Genomic DNA, 22,457 nt, shown 5'->3' with positions numbered 1-22,457 from the left:
CCGGTTTAATAATTGTGATGGATGCAACAAAGTGGGCCGCGCACGACGGCCTGAACAATCAAAACTGGCGATTAAGGTCGCGCTGGTATGGCAGAGCGGTCATCGCGCCTTTCGCCGTTGTCGCCAGAGCGCCGCAGGTTTGCGCCAGCGTCAGGGTGGGTTCCAGCCCTTCGATATCCGTCGGCATCCCTTTGGCGGCAAGGCTTGCGAGCAGTCCGGCGACAAAAGCGTCGCCCGCGCCGGTGGTGTCCACGCTGACCACGGGCTTGGCGCTGAAATGGGTAAACTGCTGCTGGAAAGCGGCAAGCACGCCCGCTTTGCCCTGGGTGACCAGCAGCAATTCAGGCTGGTAGCGCGCGGTGATGCTGGCGATGCCTTGCGCTAAATCATCACTTCCGCTGATGAATACCAGTTCCTCTTCCGACAGCTTCACCACGTTGGCCATGCGCAGGGCGCGATCGAGGCAGGCGTGCAGCAGCTCCTGATCCTGCCAGAGGTCCGGGCGGATATTGGGGTCAAAGCTAACCCGGCCGCCAGCTAGCTTGATTTTCTCCATAGCCGCGAAGGTGGTGCTGCGGCTGGGCTCGGCGCTAAGCGCGATAGAGCAGACGTGCAGCCACTGGTTGGCGGTAAACTGCGGCAGGTCTTCTTTCGCCAGGAACAGATCCGCGCTTGGGCGCACCATAAAGGTAAAGGTGCGTTCGCCCTGATCGTCAAGGTCGACCACGACGGTGGAGGTTCGGTGCTCGCCGTCGAGGCGCATGTGGCTGACGTCGACCAGCTCCTGCTGCAGCGTGTGGCGCATAAAGCGGCCAAACGGGTCGTCACCGACGCGCCCGATAAACCCGCTGATGCCGCCAAGACGGGCGATACCTACCGCCACGTTGGCCGGCGCGCCGCCGGGGCAGCGCAGCAGGCGGCCTTCGCTCTCCGGCAGCAGGTCAACTACCGCATCTCCCAGAACCCAAACTTTTGCAATCATGCTGAAAAATCTCCATAGCTAAACTTAGTTAAACCGTTTTAGCACATTAAAGCATAGCGACAGGATCAGGGGAACGTTACGGGGGGAAAAGTGCGAACCAGGGCATAAAAACGTGAGCTGGTTGGCAAAAGATTGATGATTCGGCCAGGCGGGAGGGGCTGCCGGTGGCGACGGGTGATATGGCGGCGAAACGCGGTATGCCGGAGAGGCGCAGCGCGCTGCCTCCGGCAAAGCCCAGGCAGAGAAGGGCTCTCAGGGCTGATGTTCAACGCCGAGCCTGCTCAAGCTCCCGCCGCCAGACCGTCGATAATCACCTGCATCACACCCTGAGAACAGGGCTCGATGCGCCCGCGCACGCCGTAAACCGCCGCCAGAGCCTGCGGGGTAATCACCTCGGCCGGCGCGCCGTCCCCCTGCAGTTGCCCCTCTTTTAACATCAGCACGTGATCCGCATGGCGCAGGGCGATATTGATGTCGTGAACCACCACCAGCGTGATGATGTTGCGCCTCCGCGTCTCCTCACGCACCAGATCCATCACGTGGAATTGATAGTTTAAATCCAGCGCGCTAAGGGGCTCATCCAGCAGCAGGAGAGCCGGTTGGCGAATAAGCGATTGCGCCAGGCCGACGAGCTGCTTCTGCCCGCCGGATAGCCGGTCGAGGTAGCTCAGCGCCAGATGTTCAATGCCTAGCTGGCGCAGTAGCGACATTACCTGCGCCTGATTCTCCGGGCTGTGCGCTCCTCCGGCGGCGCGTTGAGCGACAATAATCGACTCCAGCACCCGCAAGTGCACGCCGGCGGGCAGCGTCTGCGGCAGGTAGACCACTTTTTCCGCTCGCCGGGCAAAGGGGAGGGCAAGCAGATTCTCACCGTCCAGCGACAGCTCGCCCGCGGACGGCCCCAGCCCGGCCATCGCCCGCATCAGGGTGGATTTTCCGCTGCCGTTGGGGCCGAGCAGCGCGGTGATTTTACCGCGCTGCAGCCTCGGTACCGTCAGGTCGCGGATCACCTGGCATCTGGGATAACCGGCGCTGAAATGGGTCAGCGCCAGTCCGGATACAACCTGGCTCATACGTGCCCCCGATGATGCAAAATGATGCTCAGGAAAAAAGGCACCCCCACCAGCGAGGTCACGATGCCAACCGGAATTACAGCGCCGGGGATCAGGTTTTTTGCCGCAACCGAAGCCAGCGACAGGACTAGGGCGCCGATTAACGCGCTGGCCGGCAGGTAAAAGCGGTGATCTTCGCCGAAAACCAGTCTGGCGATATGCGGCGCTACCAGGCCGATAAAACCGATTGGGCCAACGAACGCCACCGAAATCGCCGACAGAACGCTGATGCGCAGCAGGGTGGTCAGGCGCAGGCGGCGCACGTTGATGCCGAAACTGACGGCCCGGTCTTCGCCGAGGCGCAGCGCAGTCAGCTTCCACGCGCTGCGCATGGATAGCGGCATGACGACCGCCAGTATCGCAAACAGGATCCCCACCTTTTGCCATGAAGCGCGGTCAATGCTGCCCATCGTCCAGAACACCAGCCCCTGGAGGGTATCTTCGTTGGCGACAAACTGTAGCATCGATACCAGCGCATTGAAGGTAAACACCAGCGCGATGCCGAACAGAATGACGCCGGAGGTGGCGACCTGTGTCCAGCGCGTAATGCCGTCCAGCAGCAGCGCCGCCAGCAGGGCGAAGATAAAAGCGTTGGCCGAGACAAACCACTGGCCGGGAATGCCGGGAATACCCATCCCCAGCACGATAGCCAGCGCCGCGCCGAAGGCCGCCGCCGATGAGACGCCGAGCGTAAACGGGCTCGCCAGCGGATTGTTAAGGATGGTCTGCATTTCAGCTCCGGCGAGGCCGAGAGCCAGGCCGACGACGACGGCCATCAGCGCATAGGGCATGCGGATATCCCAGACGATCGCTCGCGTTCCGGCGCTGGCGCTGCCCGGGTCGGTAAGAGTTTGCCAAAGCGCCTGCAGCGACAGACCCGATGGCCCCATGACGAAGTCGAGCAGCAGCGAGGCAATAATCAACAGCGTCAGCAGCAGCAGCATGATGGCACGGCGGCGCACAATGTGACGATAGTTTGCCATGACGTCACGGCTATCGACGCCAAACGCGACGATATCGGATTCAGAAGAGAGACTCATGGCTCATTACTCACCTTGTTGCCAGGAAAAAACAAACGGCAGATCGGGCAGGGTGGTGAAATGACGAACAATGTAGTGCCAGCTGTCGTCAGGGTTGAGGCCGCTGAAGGTCTGGGGATAGATATCCTTCGCCAGATACGCCATACCGACGATATTCCACGGATGGTTATAGAAGTGGTGGTAAATGCCGTAAGCGCGTTTTGCTTCGATCGTCGGGATGTTGCTCACGCCGGTGCGCGACAGCAGCCGCTCCGCCTGGCGATTGACCTCCTGGGGATCGGCCTGTAAACCGAGCGGCAGCACCTGGCTATTCCCGCGTTTTGAACCGGTCATAATATAGGCATCCGGCTTCATGCTAATCACTTTTTCCAGCGACACAAATCCGGAAGCGCCCGGCAGCAGATGCGAACCGATATTGTTCGCGCCGACGGCTTCGACCAGACCGCCCCAGCCGTTGTGGCCGTGCGTGAAGCAGCAGGCATCGCTATTACCCGCCAGCGCCTCGACAAAAACGTTAGCCTTCGGGGTGATGTTCGCGGTTTTCTGGCGGATGGCGTCCAGTTGCTGACGGTAATAGTCGGTATAGGCTTTGGCGTTTTCTTCACGGTTAAGGACTTTCCCCAGCAGATCGATACTCGGGGCGGTGTCTTTGCCGGGGTTGATTTCATAATCGACGAACAGCACGGGAATATTCAGCGCGCTGAGCTTGCTGATGACACCGCTCTCCTCCAGCGCGGGCTTCGCGCGAAGCTGGGCGATCATCAGGTCAGGCTGGCGGGAGATGACGCTCTCAAGGTCAACGTTGCCCTTATCGCTAAAGCCCATATCGAGGATCTGAGCGGATTGCGGCCACTTCTCCTGCAGCATTTTCCAGGTATTGATGTCCTGTTTTCTGGCCAGGTTATTCCATGCCACGACGCGCCTGAAAGGGTTGTCGCGGTCGAGCAGAGCCATGGCCATAATATCGCGACCATCCTGCAGGATAATGCGCTGTGGCTCATGCTGGAGCGTAATCGCGCGGCCGTCGAGATCGGTGATGGTGAGCGGATATTGCGCGGCAAAGCTTAAGAGAGGAGTGGAAATCAGGGCAGTAAGGATGAGCGAACCTACTGATTTTATTGCCATAATATGCGTTCCGTTTGCTAATTTATAAATATAATGATTCTGAGAATTATTCTCGTGTAAACATAAACGGCAAGTATATCAACGGCAAATGACTTAAAATGTAACAAATTTGTTGGAATTTATTCGAGCATCCAGAAGTGGGACGCGGCAGACCAAAAGTCGATAGAAAAGTCTGAAATCAGTTTTAAGAACAATCCCTAAAGCCAGACGGCAAAATCTTGTGCCATGCTAAATGCGACTCATAACATTAAGTTCGTTAGCGAGAGAGGATATTATGAAAAAAGCAATGATTGCATTATCGGCGATTCTGGTAGCAGCTCCTGTTTTTGCTGCAACAACGACACACGCAACCGACGATACCGTCGCGGCGGCCCATGAAGGGGCGAACACCGCGAAAGAAAAACTGCATGAGGCCCAGCACCAGGGCGAAGAGCAGCAGCTTAAAGCCAAACACGCGGCTGAAGGCAAAAGCGACAGCGTAGGCAGCGAAGTCAGCGAAGGCGCGCAGAAAACCTGGAACAAGACCAAAGAAGGGACTGAGAAGGGCTGGAACGCGACTAAAGAAGGCACCGAAAAAGGCTGGAATAAGACCAAAGAGGTCAGCAAAGAAGGCTGGGATAAAACCAAGCAGGGTGCTGAAGAGCTAAAAACTAAAGTCACTGAGTAATCACTGACTCTTTGCTAAAAAAGGCCGCGAAAGCGGCCTTTTTTGTTATTTAGCGCGTATTGTTCAGCCTCGGGATAATATTTTTAACAGGTGATAATGCTATCCACAATGAAAATCGAACCGGCTTGCAGTATACCCGGGAGCAGAGTAAATCCTGTGGCTGGGTTAAATGAGCGCAACCAATAAAAATGCGCCTTGAAAGACTAAGCGGATATGCCAGGAATTGTCCTGGTTATATTATTACTCACTATTCCTCCACATTTTCCTGGTACAAAGGAAATATATCAGGAGGTGTATTATGAAAAAAATTCTTTCACTGGCGATTATTTTATCTTGTGCTTTGACTTCCGTCTCCTGGGCGGATGGTCCTGGCGGCAACAACCACGGTCAGCAGCAGGTCTGGCAGCAAGACGCCGGCCGGGGCGGCCCGGACGGTAACCGTCAACAGGGGCCGCAGGCCAACAACCATCAGGGTAACGGCGATAACCGTGGCCCGGCGCATGGTGACAAGGGGCCGCAGGGTAACCCTCATCAGGCGCGCCACGAGCGGGACCACTTCGCGTGGAACGGCCATGATTTCCGCAAAGGTCAGCCGGCCCCGGAACGTTTTCGCGGCAATGATTACCGGATAAACGACTGGAACGATCGCGGATTACCGGCACCGCCACGCGGGCAGCACTGGTCCTATATTGACGGTAACTATGTGCTGATTGCCGCCGCGACCGGGATTATTACGTCGATCCTGATCAACGGCGCGCTGAGCCACTAACTTTTTTACTTAACCTCGCCACCGCTTCCCCCGGAGGCGGTGCCCCGGGCTACCGATTCCCCCGCGTCTGAGGGATGGTAGTCCGGCTAGCCTGGCGCTATCGGGCGATGCCCACTCGCCCTTGTTTTCGCTTCAAATCCGCGCAAAAACTGCAAAGTTGAAAATATCATCCATGCGCCTCTTCTTTGCTGTTTTATCTGCTTATTTAGGCTTTATAAATGTGTATTGTGCTTCATGGTTAATAAAAAACAGAGAATGTAAGAAGTACCCTGGTTCAGGCGTTAGTAAAAGACGTCCGCTTCGCCTTTAAATCGCTATGAATAAATCAGATGAAAACCCCGCGTGGAATAAGAAATCCTGCTTGCAATAAACCCTTAGCACGTTAAGTTATTAAAGCTTTGCATCTGATTCTATTCCCGGAGACCGGCATGACCGACTGTGTAATTCCTGAAATTAAAGCCACCGAAGATGAAATGATTGCGATCCGTCATTATTTACACGCCAATCCGGAATTAAGCCTGGAAGAGTTTAATACCAGCGAGCTGGTGGCCGGAAAACTGACCGAGTGGGGCTATATGGTGACCCGCGGGCTGGCGAAAACCGGGGTGGTAGGAACGTTAAGCAAGGGCGATTCGCCGCGTACAATCGGCCTACGCGCCGACATGGACGCGCTGCCGATTTTCGAAGCGACCGATCTCCCCTGGGCCAGCACCGTGGCCGGAAAAATGCACGCCTGCGGCCACGATGGCCATACCACTATTCTGCTGGCGGCGGCGAAATATATCGCCTCGCCGGCTTGCCAGTTCAACGGCACGGTACACCTGATATTCCAGCCTGCGGAAGAGGCGATCGGCGGCGCGGATTTAATGATTAAAGACGGCCTGTTTGAGCGCTTCCCCTGCGAGCGCATCTTCGGCCTGCACAATATGCCGGGCCTGCCGGTGGGGAAACTCGGCTTTTACGCCGGTAATTTTATGGCCTCGGCGGATACGGTAAAAATCACTATTACCGGCTACGGCGGCCACGGCGCGCACCCCGAGCGCACCGTCGACCCCATTGTGACCGGCGCGGCGCTGGTGATGAATCTGCAAAGTATCGTTGCCCGTAACGTACCGCCGGGCGAAACCGCGGTGGTCAGCGTCGGCACTTTCCAGGCGGGTATCGCCTCCAACGTCATCCCCGAGAACGTGGTGATGGAGCTGAGCGTGCGGGCGATGAAGCCGGAAATCCGCGACTTGCTGATTAAGCGCATCAAAGAGCTCGCTGATTTTACCGCCAAAAGCTACGGCGCCAGCAGCGAGGTTGAGGTTTTTGACTCTTATCCGGTGCTGACCAACAGCGGCGAGGAGACCGAGTTCGCCAAAGCGCTGGCGCTGGAGGTCTTTGGCGAGGAGGGCGTACTGGAATCCATTTCGCCGATGAACGCCAGCGAAGATTTCGCCTTTATGCTCCAGAAACGCCCCGGCTGCTACTTCCTGCTGGGCAATGGTGAGAAAGGCGGGAAGGGCGGCTGTATGGTGCACAACCCCGGCTATGACTTTAATGATGACATTATTTCCACCGGCGCGACGCTGTTCGCCCGGTTAGTTGAAACACACTGCCGTTGATCTCTGGAGTCCGTAAATAATGAAAAAATCTCTTCTGCTGTGGGTCGCGCTGATGGCCTCAACTTCAGCTCTGGCCGCAGAAAATAAGGAAATTCGATTTGGCGTCGATCCCACCTTCGCGCCGTTTGAATGGAAAGATCCGCAGGGTAAGCTGGCGGGTTTTGATATTGACCTCGGCAACGCGATTTGCGCCCAGCTGCAGGCGAAGTGCGTGTGGGTGGAAAGCAACTTCGACGGCATTATCCCGGCGCTGAAGGCGCGTAAGTTCGACGCGATCCTCTCCGGTATGTATATGACCGAGAAGCGTAAAGAGCAGATCGGCTTTAGCGACAAGCTGTACAACGGCCCGGTATTCCTCGTGGCGCGTAAAAACACCCTGGCCGGAAATACCGTCGAACAGCTGAAGGGGAAAACCATCGGCGTAGAGCAGGGCTCGGCGCAGGAGACTTACGTTAACCAGCACTGGCGCACGGCGGGGATCAATATCGTCGCTTATCAGGGGGCGGATCGCGTGGTTCAGGATCTGGAGTCCGGGCGTATTGACGGCGCGGTGTTGTCCGGGATGATGGCCGACTACAGCTTCCTGCAGCAGCCGCAGGGTAAAGATTTTGCCTTCGTTGGCGGTCACTTGAAGGACGACAAGCTGTTCGGCGCCGGCGCGGCGATTGGCCTGCGCAAAGAGGACGATGCCCTGCGCCAGGAGATTAACGGCGCGATAGCCCGCATTCTCGCCGACGGCACCTATAAAAAGCTCGCCGGGAAATATTTTAGCTTTGACGTCTATTCCGGGACATAATGTTGTTATGCATTCAGCGGGCACGGATAGCCCGCTTCAAGCTTCCTTTTCTTACTATCATTTCTGACCCTTGGCATTTCTTGAAAGGACACAGAATATAAGCATTACCCTATATAATTTGCGTTGCATGAAGGCGACAAGAGAGTGACAAATTCGTCAGGAACGAATTTGACCAGCCGAAGGCTGGCCTTCGGTGAGAGGCAGGAGCCTCTCATTAATCCCCGGGAGCTTACTCGAGTATGTGACCGGGGTGAACACGCGAAGTCAACGCACAGGCAACGTGAAGTATGACGGGTAAATAAGGAGTGAACGGCATGATGACACGTCCCTTGGGCAAAACCGGATTTTCCATCGCCCCGCTGGTGTTTGGCGGTAACGTTTTTGGCTGGACCATCGATGAAAAAACCAGTTTTGCCATTCTTGATGCGTTTATAGACCACGGCTTCGATGCTATCGACACGGCGGATGTTTACTCCCGCTGGGCGGACGGCAACCAGGGCGGCGAGTCTGAAACCATTATCGGCCGCTGGCTACAGGCGCGGCCAGGCATGCGCGATAAGGTAAAGCTCTTCACCAAAGTGGGTTCCGATTTAGGCCTTCCCGGTCATAAAGGGTTGAAAAAAGCGTGGGTCCAGCAGGCGGTGGACGACTCCCTGCGACGCCTGAATACCGATTATATTGACCTCTATTTCGCCCACTGGCCGGACCCGGAAACGCCGGTCGCCGAAACCCTCGACGCCTTCCACGCCCTACAGCAGGCGGGGAAAATCCGCGCCATGGGCGCCTCGAACCTCGATGCGCAGCAGCTTTCGAGCGCGCTGGAAGTGTCGCGCAAAAGCGGTCTGCCGGCCTGGCAGGTGCTGCAGCCGGAATACAATCTTTATCATCGCTCGGCTTTTGAGGGCGCGCTCTGCGACCTGTGCATCAGCCGCGATATCGGCGTGGTGACCTACTACAGCCTGGCGTCCGGCTTCCTGACCGGCAAATACCGCCAGCAGTCCGATCTGGCGCAAAGCCAGCGCGGGGGCGGCATTGGCAAATATCTCAATCCGCGCGGGCTGCGTATTGTCGATACCCTGGTTGAAGTGGCGGAGCAAAGCGGCGCTAAACCTGCCGAAGTCGCGCTGGCCTGGCTGATGAGCCGCGACGGCGTGACGGCGCCCATCGCCAGCGCCACCAGCCTCGCTCAGGTGGAGAGCTTTGCTCGCGCCGCCGCGCTGACCCTGAGCGCCGGGCAACTGGCGCGTCTGGATACCGCCAGCGCGTAGTGATTGAGGCCGGAGCCTGTCGGGTTCCGGTCTTTTGTCTCGCCGCGTTTTGTTGCGCACGCTTCCTCACCTTCAGCCCAAACCACTGCGGCGAATCCCTTTCACCAAAAATGAAACGTTTTTCCAGACGGCAAAAGCCAGGCTTGATTACGATAAGATAATGAGTATAGTTCTCATTCTTCTTCTTGTTTGCGGTTTTATCAGGAGATAACCTGCGTACGTCGCGGGCTCACAGGTAAACGGCGAAGGCACTGGATGGGGCTCACAGGCGCAAGACCGGAAACGCGAATTTCGGCGGCGGAGTCACTATCGGATCGTTGATTTTGTTCAGGACTGATCTTATGAAACGCACTCTCCCGGCGCTGGCCGTCTCTGCCAACTTAAGCGGCCGCGCCGCACCGGCTTTCCCACTGCGGAAAACGCTGCTGGCGTTAACCATTGGCGCTATCTCCCATTCGGCAACGGCGGCGGAAAACGTCGCCGAACGCCAGAAAAGCGAAGAAACGATGGTCGTTCAGGCCGCATCCGCCAGCGATTTTAAAGCCGGCGGCGATTTGGTGGTGCCCGCCTATCTCGATGGTCAGATAGCCAACGGCGGCCGTCTCGGGATGCTCGGCGAACAAAACGCGATGGACGTTCCGTTTAGCATCATCGGCTATACCTCGAAGCTTATCGAGGATCAGCAGGCGAAAACCATCGCCGATGTGGTCAGCAACGATGCCGGGGTTCAGCCAGTGCAGGGCTACGGTAACTACGCCGAGACCTACCGCATTCGCGGCCTTAAATTTGACGGCGACGATATGACCCTGAGCGGGCTGGCGGGCGTGGTGCCGCGTCAGGTGGTGGATACCGCCATGCTTGAGCGGGTCGAAATTTTTAAAGGTGCCAACGCGCTGCTTAACGGTGCGGCCAGCTCCGGCGTCGGCGGGATGATCAACCTGGAGCCTAAGCGCGCGGAAGATACCCCGACCGCTCGCGTGGGCGTCGACTATACCTCGGATTCTCAGGTCGGCGGTACGCTGGATTTGGGCCGCCGCTTTGGCGACGACAACCAGTTCGGCGCGCGGATGAATCTGGTGCACCGCGAAGGCGAGGCGGCGGTGGAGAGTGATAAGCGCAGAACCACGCTGGCCTCCATAGGGCTCGATTATCGCGGCGAACGGATGCGCAGCTCGTTTGACTTTGGCTATCAGAAAAAAACCTTCCACGGTAGCCCGATGGGCATCAACATTTCGGGCGTCGATTTTATTCCGCGCCTGCCGGATAACACCCACAACTACACGCAAAAATGGGCTTATAGCGATATCGAAAATGAGTTCGGTATGCTGAGAATGGAATACGACATTGTCGATAAATGGACCGCCTACGCCGCTCTGGGGGCGCAGCATGCCCATGAAATCGGTCTCTATAGCGCCTCGAAGCTGATTGACCGGGCGGGCAACGCCACGGCGGGGCGCCTGGACACCAACCGCTATATGGATACCGCCAGCGGCATGGCCGGGATACGCGGCGAATTCGCTACCGGTTTTGTGTCGCACAAGGTCAACGTCGGCTATTCGGCGAAAACCCAGAACGACAAAACCGCGTGGCGGATGTCGAAGGCGGCGGATAATCCGCCGGTGAATATCTACGATACCCGTCCGGTTGCGCCCCCGGCGAACGCTTCCTTCGGCGGCGACTATGACGATCCGCTCACCAGCGGCCGTACCCGTTCCCAGGGCTGGCTGCTGAGCGACACCCTCAGCGTGCTGGACGATACGCTGCTATTCACCGTCGGCGCCCGTCATCAGAAAGTGGTGGTGCGTAACTACGATAAAGTCACCGGCCTGCAAAGCGATGCCTGGGACAATAGCCGCTGGATGCCGGCCTATGGCGTGGTCTATAAGCCCTGGCAGGTTCTCTCTTTATACGCTAACCATACCGAAGCCCTGCAGCCGGGCAGCAATGCGCCAACCTCCGCCGCTAACTATGGGGAAAGCGTCGGAATTATTCACTCGAAACAAAACGAAGTCGGGATGAAGGCGGATTTTGGCCGCATTGGCGGCTCGCTGGCGCTGTTTGAAATTAAAATGCCGTCTGCCTTCCTGGATAGCCAGAAACGCTATGGCCTTAACGGCGAGCAGCGCAATCGCGGCGTGGAATTTAACGTATTCGGCGAACCGCTGTACGGCCTGCGCCTTAACGCCAGCGCGACCTGGCTGAAAGCCGAACTGTCAAAAACCAAGGATGGCGTCAATGATGGTAAAACAGCCATCGGCGTACCGGGCTTCTATGCGGTGCTTGGCGCAGAGTATGACATCAAACCTATCGACGGCCTCACCGCCACCGCACGCCTCAATCACTCGGGTTCGCAGTATGCCGACCAGGCGAACAGCAAGAAGATTGATAGCTTCACGACCCTGGATCTCGGCGTGCGCTATCGTCTGGCGCTTAACGAGAACCAGAATCAGATGACGGTACGCGCGGGCGTCGATAACGTGACGGATGAGAACTACTGGTCCGGCGCGGACGACAGCGGAACCTATCTGTTCCGCGGCGAACCGCGCACGTTCAAGGTTTCGGTCGGCTACGAATTTTAAGGCAAAACCGCAGGAGCGGGCAGGGCGGCTCGTTTCCTGCGGGTTGCGACCGGCCCGGCTTAGTGTTAAAAGGTGCCCCTTCATATAAACACACAGGGGATCGACGTGAAAGACGCGTCAACGTCGTCGGATGCCGTAGAGGAAAGCGGCCCGACGCTTCATCGCGGTTTACAGAACCGACATATTCAACTTATCGCCCTTGGCGGCGCCATCGGTACCGGCCTGTTTCTCGGCATCGGGCCAGCGATTCAAATGGCGGGACCGGCCGTACTGATCGGCTATGCCGTCGCCGGGATCGTCGCCTTTCTGATCATGCGCCAGCTGGGTGAAATGGTCGTCGAAGAACCGGTTTCAGGCTCCTTTGCCCACTTTGCCTATAAATACTGGGGCCCGTTCGCCGGTTTTCTTTCCGGCTGGAACTACTGGGTGATGTTCGTGCTGGTGGGGATGGCGGAGCTGACCGCCGCCGGGATCTATATGCAGTACTGGCTGCCGGACGTGCCGACGTGGATCTGGGCCGCCGCGTTCTTCCTCATTATCAACGCCGTAAACCTGGTGAACGTGCGCCTGTACGGCGAGGCGGAGTTCTGGTTCGCGCTGATAAAGGTGCTGGCGATTATCGGCATGATTGGCTTTGGTCTGTGGATGCTGTTCGGCGGCCACGGCGGCAGCAAAGCGGGAATCGATAACCTGTGGAAACACGGCGGTTTCTTCGCCACCGGCTGGCACGGCCTGATTATGTCGCTGGCGGTGATTATGTTCTCCTTCGGCGGACTGGAGCTTATTGGCATTACCGCCGCGGAGGCCCACAACCCGGAAAAGAGCATCCCGAAAGCGGTTAACCAGGTGGTATACCGTATTCTGCTGTTTTATATCGGTTCGCTGGTGGTTCTGCTGGCGCTCTATCCGTGGGTGGAAATCAAATCCGACAGCAGCCCATTCGTGATGATCTTCCATAATCTTGACAGCAATGTGGTGGCTTCCGTGCTGAACTTCGTGATTCTGGTCGCATCGCTGTCGGTTTATAACAGCGGCGTTTACTCGAATAGCCGGATGCTGTTTGGTCTGTCGGTGCAGGGCAATGCGCCGAAGTTTCTCGCCCGCGTCAGCAAGCGCGGCGTGCCGGTTAACTCCCTGCTGCTTTCCGGGATTATTACCTCCCTGGTGGTGGTGCTTAACTATCTGTTGCCGCAGAAAGCCCTCGGCCTGCTGATGGCGCTGGTGGTAGCGACGCTGCTGCTGAACTGGATCATGATCTGCCTGGCGCACCTGAAATTCCGCGCCGCCCAGCGGCGCAAGGGGCGCGAGCCGAAGTTTAAAGCTCTGCTGTCGCCCGGCAGTAACTACGTCTGTATCGCCTTTCTGGCGCTGATCCTGGTGCTGATGTGCACCATCGACGGGATGCGTCTGTCGGCGATTCTGCTGCCGGTGTGGATCCTGTTCCTGTTTGCGGCCTTTAAAACCCTGCGCCGGAAGGCGTAGCGCGCGATCGCCCCGCCGTCCGGCGGGGTATCATTCCTTTTATTGTGATCTTCTTCGCGCTTAGCGTATTTTGCCCGCGATCTTCTTTTTGTAATCGATTACTTTTCATTTGAGGGTATTTGTAATCGATTACTTTTTTGAGGGCGGTCGAAATGATCACAACAACCGAAGGTCGTGAAACTCCCCGCGCAACGCACCGTTTTCTGGTGCCGCGGCTGTCGTTAATGATGTTTATGCAGTTCTTTATTTGGGGAAGCTGGTCGGTCACGCTGGGGCTGGTGATGACCCGCTATGAGATGTCGCTGCTGATCGGCGATGCTTTCTCCGCCGGGCCGATTGCGTCCATTCTTTCGCCATTCGTACTGGGCATGCTGGTCGACCGCTTTTTCGCTTCGCAGAAGGTGATGGCGGTAATGCACCTGGCCGGGGCGGTGATTCTGTGGTTTGTTCCGCAGGCGCTGGTGGCGCAAAACGGCGCGCTGCTGATCGGCCTGCTGTTCGGCTACACTCTGTGCTATATGCCGACGCTGGCGTTGACCAATAACATCGCTTTCCACAGTCTGGCGAACGTCGATAAAACCTTCCCGGTGGTGCGCGTCTTCGGCACCATCGGCTGGATCATCGCCGGTATCTTTATCGGCGTGACGGGGATTTCCGATACCACAGGGATTTTCTCTGTTGCGGCGCTCTGTTCGGTGGCGCTGGCCATTTATAGCCTGACGTTGCCGCATACGCCGGCCCCGGCGAAAGGCACCCCGGTACAGTTTCGCGACCTGCTGTGCGCCGACGCCTTCGCGCTGCTGAAAACGCGCCACTTCCTGATTTTCTCCCTCTGCGCGACGCTGATTTCGATTCCGCTGGGGACCTACTACGCCTACACCGCGTCTTATCTGGCGGATGCCGGTATCGCGGACGTCAGCACCGCGATGTCTTTCGGCCAGATGTCAGAAATCTTCTTTATGCTGGTGATCCCGCTGCTGTTCCGCCGCCTCGGGGTGAAATACATGCTGCTGATCGGCATGGCGGCGTGGTTCGTGCGCTACGCCTTCTTTGCGCTGGGGGTCAGCGAAGAGGGGCGCTTCCTGCTCTATCTCGGCATCCTGTTGCATGGCGTCTGCTATGACTTTTTCTTTGTTGTCGGCTTTATCTACACCGACCGCGTGGCCGGTGAAAAGGTGAAGGGCCAGGCGCAGAGCATGATCGTGATGTTCACCTACGGTATCGGCATGCTGCTGGGGTCGCAGATTTCCGGCGCGCTGTATAACCATCTGGTGGCAGGCCAGAGCGTACCGCAGGCGTGGGTCGCCTTCTGGTGGATCCCGGCGGTGGCCGCAGCGGTCATCGCCCTGATTTTCCTTTTCTCTTTCCAGTACAACGAGAAAGAGCCGCGTTAATGTTTGGGAGGTGGTATGAAAACAATCAAGGGGCCGGGCATTTTTCTGGCGCAGTTTATCGGTACGCAGGCGCCGTTTAATACCCTGGAGGGCCTGGCGCAGTGGGCTGCCAGTTTGGGCTATCAGGCATTGCAGATCCCCTGCAACCATCCGGCGATTTTCGACGTTGAACGTGCCGCCGCCAGCCAGACCTACTGCGATGAGGTGAGCGGCAAGCTAGCGGAGCATGGCCTGGCGATCGGCGAGCTCTCTACTCATCTTGAAGGGCAACTGGTGGCCGTTCATCCGGCTTATGATAGGGCCTTTGACGCGTTTGCGCCCGTCGCGCTGCGCGATAACCCGCAGGCGCGCCAGCAGTGGGCGGTCGAGAAAGTGCGCCAGGCGGCGGTGGCGTCTGCGCGTCTGGGGCTGAAGGCGCACGCCACCTTTTCCGGGGCGCTGGCGTGGCCCTATTTTTATCCGTGGCCGCCGCATAATCAGCCGCTTCTCGATGAGGCTTTTGATGAGCTGGCCCGGCGCTGGCGGCCGCTGTTGGATGTTTTCGACGAACAGGGCGTCGATCTCTGTTACGAAATCCATCCCGGCGAAGATCTGCATGATGGCGTGACCTTTGAGCGTTTTCTGCAGCGACTCGATAACCATCCGCGCTGCAACATACTTTATGATCCCAGCCACCTTCATCTTCAGCAGATGGATTACCTGGCCTTTATCGATATCTACCACGCGCGGATCAAAGCGTTTCACGTCAAAGACGCTGAATTCCGCCGCAGCGGGCGCAGCGGGGTCTATGGCGGCTATCAGAACTGGCCGCAGCGGGCGGGACGTTTTCGTTCGCTGGGCGACGGGCAGATCGATTTCAAAACGATTTTCAGCAAGCTCACCGAGTATGATTTTGACGGCTGGGCGGTGCTGGAGTGGGAGTGTTGCCTGAAGGACGCGGAAGTCGGCGCGCGCGAAGGCAGCGAGTTTATCCGCCGCCATATCATTCCGGTCTCCGGACGGGCGTTTGATGATTTCGCCGCAGGCAAGGAGGGAGGAGAATGATTCAGGTCGGCATTATTGGCTCCGGGTTTATCGGGCCGGCGCATCTGGAAGCGCTGCGCCGGGTGGGCGATATCGAGGTGGTGGCGCTGTGCGATGGTTCGCTGGAAGTGGCGCAGCAGAAGGCGCGCCAGCTCAACGTGGCGCACGCCTACGGTAGCGTCGAGGCGCTGCTGGCGCATCCTGGATTGCAGGTGGTGCATAACTGTACGCCGAACCATCTGCATGCGCGGATTAACCGACAGATCCTCTCCGCCGGGCTGCACGTCTTTTCGGAAAAGCCGCTCTGCATGACCGCGGAGGAGGCCCGTGAGCTGGTGGCGCTGGCGGAAAGCGCCGGGGTGGTTCATGGCGTCAGCTTTGTTTATCGCCAGTTTGCCATGGTGCAGCAGGCGGCGGCGATGATGCGCAACGGCGACGTCGGAAGGCTGTTTGCAGCGCACGGCAGCTATTTGCAGGACTGGATGCTGCTGGAGACCGACTATAACTGGCGGGTCGATTCGGCGCAGGGCGGCGCCTCGCGGGCGGTGGCCGACATTGGCTCCCACTGGTGCGATACGGTGCAGTTTATGACAGGCCGTCGCATTGTCGAGGTGATGGCGGATCTCTCTATCGTCTGGCCAGCGCGTAAAGCGCCCGTCGCCGGGGATGCGACCTTTAGCCAGCATCGCGATGATAGCGCGTATGAGGCGCGGCCCGTCGATACCGAAGATTTAGGATCGGTACTGTTCCGTTTTGATGACGGCAGTAAGGGCTGTTTTACCGTTTCGCAGGTCAGCGCCGGGAGAAAAAATGGCCTGACGGTGGAGATCAACGGCAGTAACTGTTCGCTGGCATGGGAGCAGGAGATGCCGCAGCGGCTGTGGGTGGGGCATCGCCAGCGGCCAAACCAGCTGCTGAGCGACGATCCGAGCCTGATGCTCGGCGAGGCCGCCGCCAGCGCCCACTTCCCCGGCGGGCATAACGAAGGCTGGCCCGATGCGTTTAAAAATATGATGCTGAGCTTTTATCAGGCGGTGCGCGCCGGCGAGATGCCGCCTGCGTCGTCGCAGCGTTTCGCCTCTTTCTATGAGGGGGCGGATGTGATGTACATCGTTGATGCGATAGTGAAAAGCCATCAGCAGCAGCGCTGGGTGCAGGTGGAAAGATAAGCAGAAGGCGCGGTGCGCATTTTGCGCACCCGCTGTATTATTTCACGCCAAAATAGCCGTCGAGATAGGTCCCGGACAGTTCATTACCAAACAGCACGGCGTCTTTATTTTCCATCTCGTTGTCCCATTTATCGCTGACGTTGCCGGTAAATGCGTGCTGGGTTTTTGTGCCCTGCGCCACCTGCTGCCTGATGGCGTCGGCAGTACGGCGGGCGTCGCTTTCGCTCATCCCCGACTTTCTGTCCTGCTGCCCACGGGCATAGATGTCGGTAAAGTTCGGCAGATTTAAGCGGTAGTTTTCCTGACGGTTACTCACGAAGTTACCACCGACGAAATCGCTGCGGTGTGAGACAAAATAGTAAGCGTGGCGTTCCGGGGAAGATTTTGAGGAGGTACAGCCGGAAAGGGCGGCAAGCGAACAGCCAAGCGCGATAAACGACATTTTTAGTTTCATTGATATCATCATCCATAATTATTGGTTTTCAACACGGGCAGAAATGCCTTGTGAGTATCTTGCGCGTATTTTTATATTATGCCGATATACTCCGTAAAAACATGCTCTTTTGCGTAAAGGAAGAGTGGCCTGATAATTTATTGTTTTTCTAAATAATCTGCTGGTTATTCAACTGACTGGTCGACCTCGTTTCTTTACCAAGCTGACGGGGCTCATTTATGATAGCCTGCGAAATATAACGTCTATGCGGGAAGTGCAGCCTCTATGTCAATTCAGAAAATCGCTCGCCTGGCGGGCGTCTCGGTGGCGACGGTATCGCGGGTACTGAATAACAGCGATACCGTTAAAGCGAAGAATCGCGAACGTGTGCTGCAGGCGATCAAAGAGAGTAACTACCAGCCTAATCTGCTGGCCCGCCAGCTGCGAACGGCCCGCAGCAATATGATTCTGGTGATGGTTTCGAATATCGCCAACCCCTTTTGCGCCGAGGTGGTCAAGGGCATTGAAGAAGAGGCGGAAAAGAACGGCTACCGGATCCTGCTGTGTAATTCAGGTTCGGATTTAGCCCGTTCAACCTCGGGTCTGCAGCTGCTCTCCGGCAAAATGGTCGACGGCATCATTACGATGAACGCGCTCTCCAGCCTGCCGGAACTCACCACCATGATCGGCGACGCGCCCTGGGTTCAGTGCGCGGAATACGCCGATAACGGCAGCATCTCCTGCGTCGGCATCAACGACGTCGACGCGGCGCAGGGCGCCGTTTCCCGGCTGGTTGACGCCGGGCGTAAACGCATTGCTTTAATCAACCACGATCTCAGCTATCGCTACTCGCGCCTGCGCGAGCGCGGCTATAAAAGCGTACTGCACGTTCGCGAACTGGCGTATCAACAGGTCACCTACGCCAGCGATCTGAGCGCCGCCGCCGGTAAACAGGCGATGGAGACGCTGCTGGCGCAGGAAGAGCAGCCGGACGCGGTGTTTGCCGTCTCCGATTCGCTGGCGGCGGGCGCGCTGCGGGCTATCGCTCAGGCCGGGCTGCGGGTGCCGGAAGATATCGCGCTGGTCGGTTTTGATGGCACCGAACTGGCCGAAGTGGTATCGCCGCAGCTGACCACCGTGGAACAGCCTTCGCGCGAGATTGGCCGCACGGCGGTGACGCTATTAATGAAGAGAATCGATAATCCTGACGCCGCCGTTGAGCGGGTGATGATGGACTGGCGCGTCATTTCCCGCGCCAGTACCTGAGGATATTACTGAGTAAACGCGCCCGCCAGCGAACGAATATCGTTGCCGGTGGGGGACTGATGGATCCGCAGGCCGAATTCGTCAACCACGGCATAGACGTGATCGAATATATCCGCCTGGATGCTTTCATATTCCGCCCACACCACGGTGTTGGTGAAGCAGTAAATCTCAATCGGCAGGCCGCTGGCGTCCGGGGCCAGCTGGCGCACCATTAGCGTCATATCTTTGCGGATGCGTGGATGATTACGCAAATATTCCTGCAAATAGGCGCGGAAGGTGCCGATATTGGTCATCTTGCGCTGATTCAATATCGATTGATCGGCGGCGTTCTGCTGGTTCCACAGGCTGATTTCCTGATGACGAGAATCCATATACGGCTTCAGCAGTCTGGCCTGAATTAAGCGCTGCTGCTCCTGTTCATCGAGAAAATGAATGCTGGTGGTATCGATATTCAGGCTGCGCTTAATCCGGCGACCGCCGGATGCCGACATGCCGCTCCAGTTTTTAAACGAGTCGGAAACCAGCGACCAGGTGGGAATCGTGGTGATGGTATTATCCCAGTTGCGCACCTTCACCGTGGTCAGCCCAATGTCGATAACCGCGCCGTCGGCGCCATATTTCGGCATCTCCAGCCAGTCGCCGAGTTTGAGCATATCGTTGGCGGAGAGCTGGATCCCAGCGACCAGGCCGAGAATCGGGTCTTTGAATACCAGCATCAGTACCGCGGCCATCGCGCCGAGCCCGCTAATCAGAATCGCCGGCGACTGGCCAATCAGTAAGGAGATCACCAGAATGCCGACAATAATCGCGCAGACCAGCTTAATCCCCTGAAATATGCCTTTAAGCGGCAGCTGAGAAGCGGTGGCGAATTTCTGCGATAAATTGAACACCACGTCCAGCAGCGAGAAGAAGGACAGCATCGCGTAGATCATCACCCACAGCTGGGCGCAGGTGGTGAGGATTTCCGCAGCCTCGCTGCCTTTTTGCAGCCACAACACCGCCTGCACGTTGACGATAATCCCCTGCAGGGTGAAGGCCAGACGATGAAACAGTTTGTTCTGCGTAATAATTTGCAGCCATAGGTGACTACTGGCCTGCGCCCGCTTTTCGAAGGTGCGCAGCACCACTTTGTGCAGAATAAGGTGAACGACAATCGCCGTCAGAAAAATAATGCCGAAAATAATAATGAGTGAGGTGGTGGGGGTAATTTTGATGCCTAATGCGGCGATTTGCGATATTAATTCCTGCATAACGTCTCCTTTACATCCAGCGGTTATGATGACCGCTGGATGTCTATTATGCAAATAGCAGGTTACGCGAATGTGATTATGAGGTCGCTACCGCCGGACGGACGTTAAGGTGATGGCGTAGCCACAGCGCGATGGCGCCCAGTACCAGCATCATCACCACTTCCACCGCGAGGAAATCGATCAGCGCCCGTGGATAGTCACCGCCGCTGCGCTGGGCGAGGGCTAAGAATAGCGACCCGAGAATCGCCGGACCCAGACCCAGCGTCGCCTGTTGCAGAGTGCTGAGAATCGCGCTCCCGGCCCCGGCGTCGCAGGCGCTGATATCGCGCATCCCAATACGGTAAAAACTATTGACGATCAGGGCCTGCCCATAGCCGATAAGCGCCGTAGACGGGACCAGCGCCAGGGTGGCGGTGTGGACACCGAGACGATAAAAGGTCGCGCTCAACAGCAGCAGGCCGACAATCTGCACCGCCAGACCGATCAGCAAAATGCGTCCCATGCTGTAGCGGGCTATCAGTTTCGGCGCGTACAGCGCGGAGACGAAGTAGGCCACACCGAGGGCGATAAAGCTGTTGCCGGACTGCCACGGCGCCATCCCCAGACCGGCCTGCATGGTCAGCGCCATGCAGAACATGAACGCGGACCAGGCGCTGAAAAAGAGCAGGGCGATGGCCATGCCAAAGCGAATGCTGGTGAGCTTCAGCAGGCGAGGCGGTAAGAGCGGCTGCTCGCCGCGCTGCTGTTTGCTCAGCGCGCTGGCCCGCATCCAGACCAGCAGAGGCAGCACCGCAGCCAGCATCAGCTGCAGCGTCCACGGCCAGTGCAGTTCCGGCCCCAACGCCATCGGGAACAGCAGGCAGCAGAGGATCAGCGCAAGGCTAAAGGTGCCCTGCCAGTCGATGCGCGAATGCGCTTCGCGCCGGGTCTCCGGGACGTATCGCGGACTGAAGGCCAGCACCAGCAGGCAGATCGGCACGTTAATAAAGAAGGCGTTGCGCCAGCCTAAACCGGCGATATCCGCCGACACCAGCCAGCCGCCGCCCATCTGACCGACGATAAAGGCGATACCGCCAATGCCGCCGTACAGGCTGATGGCCCGGGCGTGGGCGGTGCCTTTCAGGGTGACATGCAAGGTAGCGAGGATTTGCGGCACGATCAGCGCCGCACCGGCCCCTTGCACCGCGCGCGCCGCCAGCAGCGTATTGATGGAGTTCGCCATTCCGCACAGCAGGGAGGCGACGCCAAACATCGCCACGCCCCACATAAACAGACGACGGCGGCCATAGTTATCGCCAAGCTTGCTGCCCATCGCCAGGCAGACGGCAAAGGCGACGCCGTACAGCGCGACGATCAGCTCAAGCTGAGTGGCGCTGGCGTTAAGCGATTGGGTAATGGAGTCCAGCGCGACGTTGGCGATCGAGGTATCGATCAGCGGCAGCATCTGGCCGGTCAACAGAAGGAATAAACCGGCGTGGCCGGGTGAAACAGCAGACGAATTCATCGGATCTCTCCATTGCGTCATTCAGCGGATAGCCGTAGCATCACCGATAAATTAAACGGGTACCAGTTCCTGTCTATACTGGTATTGGTACTACCATGCTGGAGGTTTTATGACGACCATGCCGCAACGTGAATTGACCATCGCCGCACCCGATGATGGCCGCAAACAGCTGGGGGCGTTTCTGCGCGCCCGCCGCGAGAGCCTCGACCCGCAGCGCCTGGGGTTGCCCCGCGTTGGCCGGCGGCGCACGCCGGGCCTGCGGCGGGAAGAGGTGGCGATGCTGGCGGACGTCGGCGTCACCTGGTACACCTGGCTGGAGCAGGGGCGGGAGGTCAATCCGTCAGCGGCGGTGCTGGTAGGGGTGGCGAATGCGCTGCAGTGCAGCCCGCTTGAGACCCGGCATCTGTTTGTGCTGGCCGGGCTGACCCCGCCTGAGGCCACTCAGGTGACGGTATGCGAAGGTATCAGCCCCGGCACCCGGCGGATGCTCGATAGCCTGATGCCGCAGCCCGCCAGTATTCAGAATCCCGGCTTTGATATTGTGGCCTGGAACGACAGCTTCTGCCGCCTGATGGGCATCGATTTCGCCACCATCCCGGAGGAAGATCGCAACTGCATTTATCTGTACCTGACCAATGAAACCTGGCGCAGCCGTATCGAGAATCGTGACGTGCTGGCGACGTTTGTCTCCTATTTCCGCGCGGCGATGGCGGAGCACCGCGGCGATCCGCTGTGGGAAAATAAGCTGGCGCGCTTTTTCGCCGCGTCGGCGGAGTTCGAGGCGCTTTGGCATCAGCGCTATGAGGTGCGCGGGGTGGAAAATCAGGTGAAAAACTTTAACCATCCGCAGCTCGGACGCTTCAGCCTGCAGCAGATGTACTGGTACTCGGCCCCGCGCAACGGCTCGCGCCTGCTGGTCTATTTGCCGATGGATGAAACGGGCGAGCAGGCGCTGGCGTGGCTGCACGGTAAACCATGAAAAAGTAAGCTC

Annotated in this window: 19 protein-coding genes; 12 read left to right on the top strand and 7 right to left on the bottom strand. The window is 57.9% G+C overall.

Annotated elements, in window-relative coordinates; genetic code table 11:
• Nucleotides 1-58: 58 nt before the first annotated feature.
• The 4 genes from K7H21_RS20725 to K7H21_RS20710 form a co-directional block, all read right to left on the bottom strand.
• The gene (locus tag K7H21_RS20725) at nt 59-982 is read right to left on the bottom strand and encodes an aminoimidazole riboside kinase (RefSeq protein ID WP_049115002.1); all 924 of its coding nucleotides are present in this window, start codon (nt 980-982) and stop codon (nt 59-61) included.
• A gap of 281 nt (nt 983-1,263) precedes the next feature.
• The gene (locus tag K7H21_RS20720) at nt 1,264-2,055 is read right to left on the bottom strand and encodes an ABC transporter ATP-binding protein (protein ID WP_223035317.1); all 792 of its coding nucleotides are present in this window, start codon (nt 2,053-2,055) and stop codon (nt 1,264-1,266) included.
• Nucleotides 2,052-3,134: a FecCD family ABC transporter permease gene (locus K7H21_RS20715; RefSeq protein ID WP_223035316.1), complete on the bottom strand. Its 1,083-nt coding sequence runs from the start codon at nt 3,132-3,134 to the stop codon at nt 2,052-2,054. The genes K7H21_RS20720 and K7H21_RS20715 overlap by 4 nt, the downstream gene beginning before the upstream one ends.
• Before the next feature lie 6 nt (nt 3,135-3,140).
• The gene (locus tag K7H21_RS20710; RefSeq protein WP_172879578.1) at nt 3,141-4,259 is read right to left on the bottom strand and encodes an ABC transporter substrate-binding protein; all 1,119 of its coding nucleotides are present in this window, start codon (nt 4,257-4,259) and stop codon (nt 3,141-3,143) included.
• A 274-nt stretch (nt 4,260-4,533) separates the two neighbouring features.
• Here K7H21_RS20710 and K7H21_RS20705 point away from each other — a divergent pair, with 274 nt between their 5' ends.
• The 10 genes from K7H21_RS20705 to K7H21_RS20660 all read left to right on the top strand — a co-directional run bounded on the left by K7H21_RS20705 (nt 4,534) and on the right by K7H21_RS20660 (nt 17,013).
• On the top strand, nt 4,534-4,926 hold the full coding sequence (locus K7H21_RS20705) for a hypothetical protein (RefSeq protein ID WP_004130158.1): 393 nt from the start codon (nt 4,534-4,536) through the stop codon (nt 4,924-4,926).
• A gap of 298 nt (nt 4,927-5,224) precedes the next feature.
• Nucleotides 5,225-5,695, top strand: coding sequence for an RcnB family protein (locus K7H21_RS20700; RefSeq protein WP_004130160.1), 471 nt, complete (start codon nt 5,225-5,227; stop codon nt 5,693-5,695).
• A 428-nt stretch (nt 5,696-6,123) separates the two neighbouring features.
• Nucleotides 6,124-7,302 (top strand): M20 aminoacylase family protein, encoded by a 1,179-nt coding sequence (locus tag K7H21_RS20695; protein WP_142480700.1) that lies wholly within the window; start codon nt 6,124-6,126, stop codon nt 7,300-7,302.
• Between the two features lie 19 nt (nt 7,303-7,321).
• Nucleotides 7,322-8,098, top strand: coding sequence for an ABC transporter substrate-binding protein (locus tag K7H21_RS20690; protein WP_024358891.1), 777 nt, complete (start codon nt 7,322-7,324; stop codon nt 8,096-8,098).
• A 314-nt stretch (nt 8,099-8,412) separates the two neighbouring features.
• Nucleotides 8,413-9,366, top strand: coding sequence for an aldo/keto reductase (locus K7H21_RS20685; protein ID WP_112165745.1), 954 nt, complete (start codon nt 8,413-8,415; stop codon nt 9,364-9,366).
• Between the two features lie 341 nt (nt 9,367-9,707).
• Nucleotides 9,708-11,945: a TonB-dependent receptor gene (locus tag K7H21_RS20680; protein WP_123828366.1), complete on the top strand. Its 2,238-nt coding sequence runs from the start codon at nt 9,708-9,710 to the stop codon at nt 11,943-11,945.
• A 105-nt stretch (nt 11,946-12,050) separates the two neighbouring features.
• Nucleotides 12,051-13,427 carry a phenylalanine transporter gene (gene pheP / locus K7H21_RS20675; RefSeq protein WP_087828707.1) on the top strand — a complete coding sequence of 459 codons (1,377 nt, stop codon included), beginning with the start codon at nt 12,051-12,053 and terminating at the stop codon, nt 13,425-13,427.
• A 152-nt stretch (nt 13,428-13,579) separates the two neighbouring features.
• Nucleotides 13,580-14,821, top strand: coding sequence for an MFS transporter (locus K7H21_RS20670; protein ID WP_004130172.1), 1,242 nt, complete (start codon nt 13,580-13,582; stop codon nt 14,819-14,821).
• A gap of 15 nt (nt 14,822-14,836) precedes the next feature.
• Nucleotides 14,837-15,865 carry a sugar phosphate isomerase/epimerase family protein gene (locus K7H21_RS20665; protein WP_004130174.1) on the top strand — a complete coding sequence of 343 codons (1,029 nt, stop codon included), beginning with the start codon at nt 14,837-14,839 and terminating at the stop codon, nt 15,863-15,865.
• Nucleotides 15,862-17,013, top strand: a complete 1,152-nt coding sequence (locus K7H21_RS20660) for a Gfo/Idh/MocA family protein (protein ID WP_004130176.1) — start codon at nt 15,862-15,864, stop codon at nt 17,011-17,013. The genes K7H21_RS20665 and K7H21_RS20660 overlap by 4 nt, the downstream gene beginning before the upstream one ends.
• 37 nt (nt 17,014-17,050) lie before the next feature.
• Here K7H21_RS20660 and K7H21_RS20655 read toward each other — a convergent pair whose 3' ends face one another.
• On the bottom strand, nt 17,051-17,467 hold the full coding sequence (locus tag K7H21_RS20655; protein ID WP_142444868.1) for an Exc2 family lipoprotein: 417 nt from the start codon (nt 17,465-17,467) through the stop codon (nt 17,051-17,053).
• A gap of 264 nt (nt 17,468-17,731) precedes the next feature.
• On the opposite strand from K7H21_RS20655, the gene K7H21_RS20650 reads away from it, so the two are divergent.
• Nucleotides 17,732-18,712 (top strand): LacI family DNA-binding transcriptional regulator, encoded by a 981-nt coding sequence (locus tag K7H21_RS20650; protein WP_223035315.1) that lies wholly within the window; start codon nt 17,732-17,734, stop codon nt 18,710-18,712.
• Nucleotides 18,713-18,717: 5 nt separating this feature from the next.
• On the opposite strand, the gene K7H21_RS20645 is transcribed toward K7H21_RS20650, so the two are convergent.
• Nucleotides 18,718-19,962, bottom strand: a complete 1,245-nt coding sequence (locus tag K7H21_RS20645) for a mechanosensitive ion channel family protein (protein ID WP_049114716.1) — start codon at nt 19,960-19,962, stop codon at nt 18,718-18,720.
• A gap of 76 nt (nt 19,963-20,038) precedes the next feature.
• Complete coding sequence (locus K7H21_RS20640; RefSeq protein WP_223035314.1) at nt 20,039-21,466, bottom strand: MFS transporter; 1,428 nt, start codon at nt 21,464-21,466, stop codon at nt 20,039-20,041.
• A 109-nt stretch (nt 21,467-21,575) separates the two neighbouring features.
• On the opposite strand from K7H21_RS20640, the gene K7H21_RS20635 reads away from it, so the two are divergent.
• Entirely contained in the window at nt 21,576-22,445 is an 870-nt protein-coding gene (locus K7H21_RS20635; protein ID WP_004130202.1) for a helix-turn-helix transcriptional regulator, read from the top strand.
• Nucleotides 22,446-22,457: the final 12 nt, after the last annotated feature.

Origin of the sequence: Klebsiella sp. CTHL.F3a (assembly GCF_019890895.1) — a bacterium.
GTDB classification, from domain to species: Bacteria; Pseudomonadota; Gammaproteobacteria; order Enterobacterales; family Enterobacteriaceae; genus Klebsiella; species Klebsiella grimontii.
Note: the sequence above shows the minus strand (reverse complement) of the source record. Positions and strands in the feature narration are given on the sequence as shown.

What these genes read in the sequence shown, in the direction of transcription:
- K7H21_RS20725 (WP_049115002.1), bottom strand. Translation starts at nt 982, where the DNA reads ATGATTGCAAAAGTTTGGGTTCTGGGAGATGCGGTAGTTGACCTGCTG.
- K7H21_RS20700 (WP_004130160.1), top strand. Translation starts at nt 5,225, where the DNA reads ATGAAAAAAATTCTTTCACTGGCGATTATTTTATCTTGTGCTTTGACT.
- K7H21_RS20650 (WP_223035315.1), top strand. Translation starts at nt 17,732, where the DNA reads ATGTCAATTCAGAAAATCGCTCGCCTGGCGGGCGTCTCGGTGGCGACG.
- K7H21_RS20705 (WP_004130158.1), top strand. Translation starts at nt 4,534, where the DNA reads ATGAAAAAAGCAATGATTGCATTATCGGCGATTCTGGTAGCAGCTCCT.
- K7H21_RS20680 (WP_123828366.1), top strand. Translation starts at nt 9,708, where the DNA reads ATGAAACGCACTCTCCCGGCGCTGGCCGTCTCTGCCAACTTAAGCGGC.
- K7H21_RS20715 (WP_223035316.1), bottom strand. Translation starts at nt 3,134, where the DNA reads ATGAGTCTCTCTTCTGAATCCGATATCGTCGCGTTTGGCGTCGATAGC.
- K7H21_RS20660 (WP_004130176.1), top strand. Translation starts at nt 15,862, where the DNA reads ATGATTCAGGTCGGCATTATTGGCTCCGGGTTTATCGGGCCGGCGCAT.
- K7H21_RS20690 (WP_024358891.1), top strand. Translation starts at nt 7,322, where the DNA reads ATGAAAAAATCTCTTCTGCTGTGGGTCGCGCTGATGGCCTCAACTTCA.
- K7H21_RS20640 (WP_223035314.1), bottom strand. Translation starts at nt 21,466, where the DNA reads ATGAATTCGTCTGCTGTTTCACCCGGCCACGCCGGTTTATTCCTTCTG.
- K7H21_RS20665 (WP_004130174.1), top strand. Translation starts at nt 14,837, where the DNA reads ATGAAAACAATCAAGGGGCCGGGCATTTTTCTGGCGCAGTTTATCGGT.
- K7H21_RS20645 (WP_049114716.1), bottom strand. Translation starts at nt 19,962, where the DNA reads ATGCAGGAATTAATATCGCAAATCGCCGCATTAGGCATCAAAATTACC.
- K7H21_RS20685 (WP_112165745.1), top strand. Translation starts at nt 8,413, where the DNA reads ATGATGACACGTCCCTTGGGCAAAACCGGATTTTCCATCGCCCCGCTG.
- K7H21_RS20670 (WP_004130172.1), top strand. Translation starts at nt 13,580, where the DNA reads ATGATCACAACAACCGAAGGTCGTGAAACTCCCCGCGCAACGCACCGT.
- K7H21_RS20655 (WP_142444868.1), bottom strand. Translation starts at nt 17,467, where the DNA reads ATGAAACTAAAAATGTCGTTTATCGCGCTTGGCTGTTCGCTTGCCGCC.
- K7H21_RS20635 (WP_004130202.1), top strand. Translation starts at nt 21,576, where the DNA reads ATGACGACCATGCCGCAACGTGAATTGACCATCGCCGCACCCGATGAT.
- K7H21_RS20710 (WP_172879578.1), bottom strand. Translation starts at nt 4,259, where the DNA reads ATGGCAATAAAATCAGTAGGTTCGCTCATCCTTACTGCCCTGATTTCC.
- K7H21_RS20695 (WP_142480700.1), top strand. Translation starts at nt 6,124, where the DNA reads ATGACCGACTGTGTAATTCCTGAAATTAAAGCCACCGAAGATGAAATG.
- K7H21_RS20720 (WP_223035317.1), bottom strand. Translation starts at nt 2,055, where the DNA reads ATGAGCCAGGTTGTATCCGGACTGGCGCTGACCCATTTCAGCGCCGGT.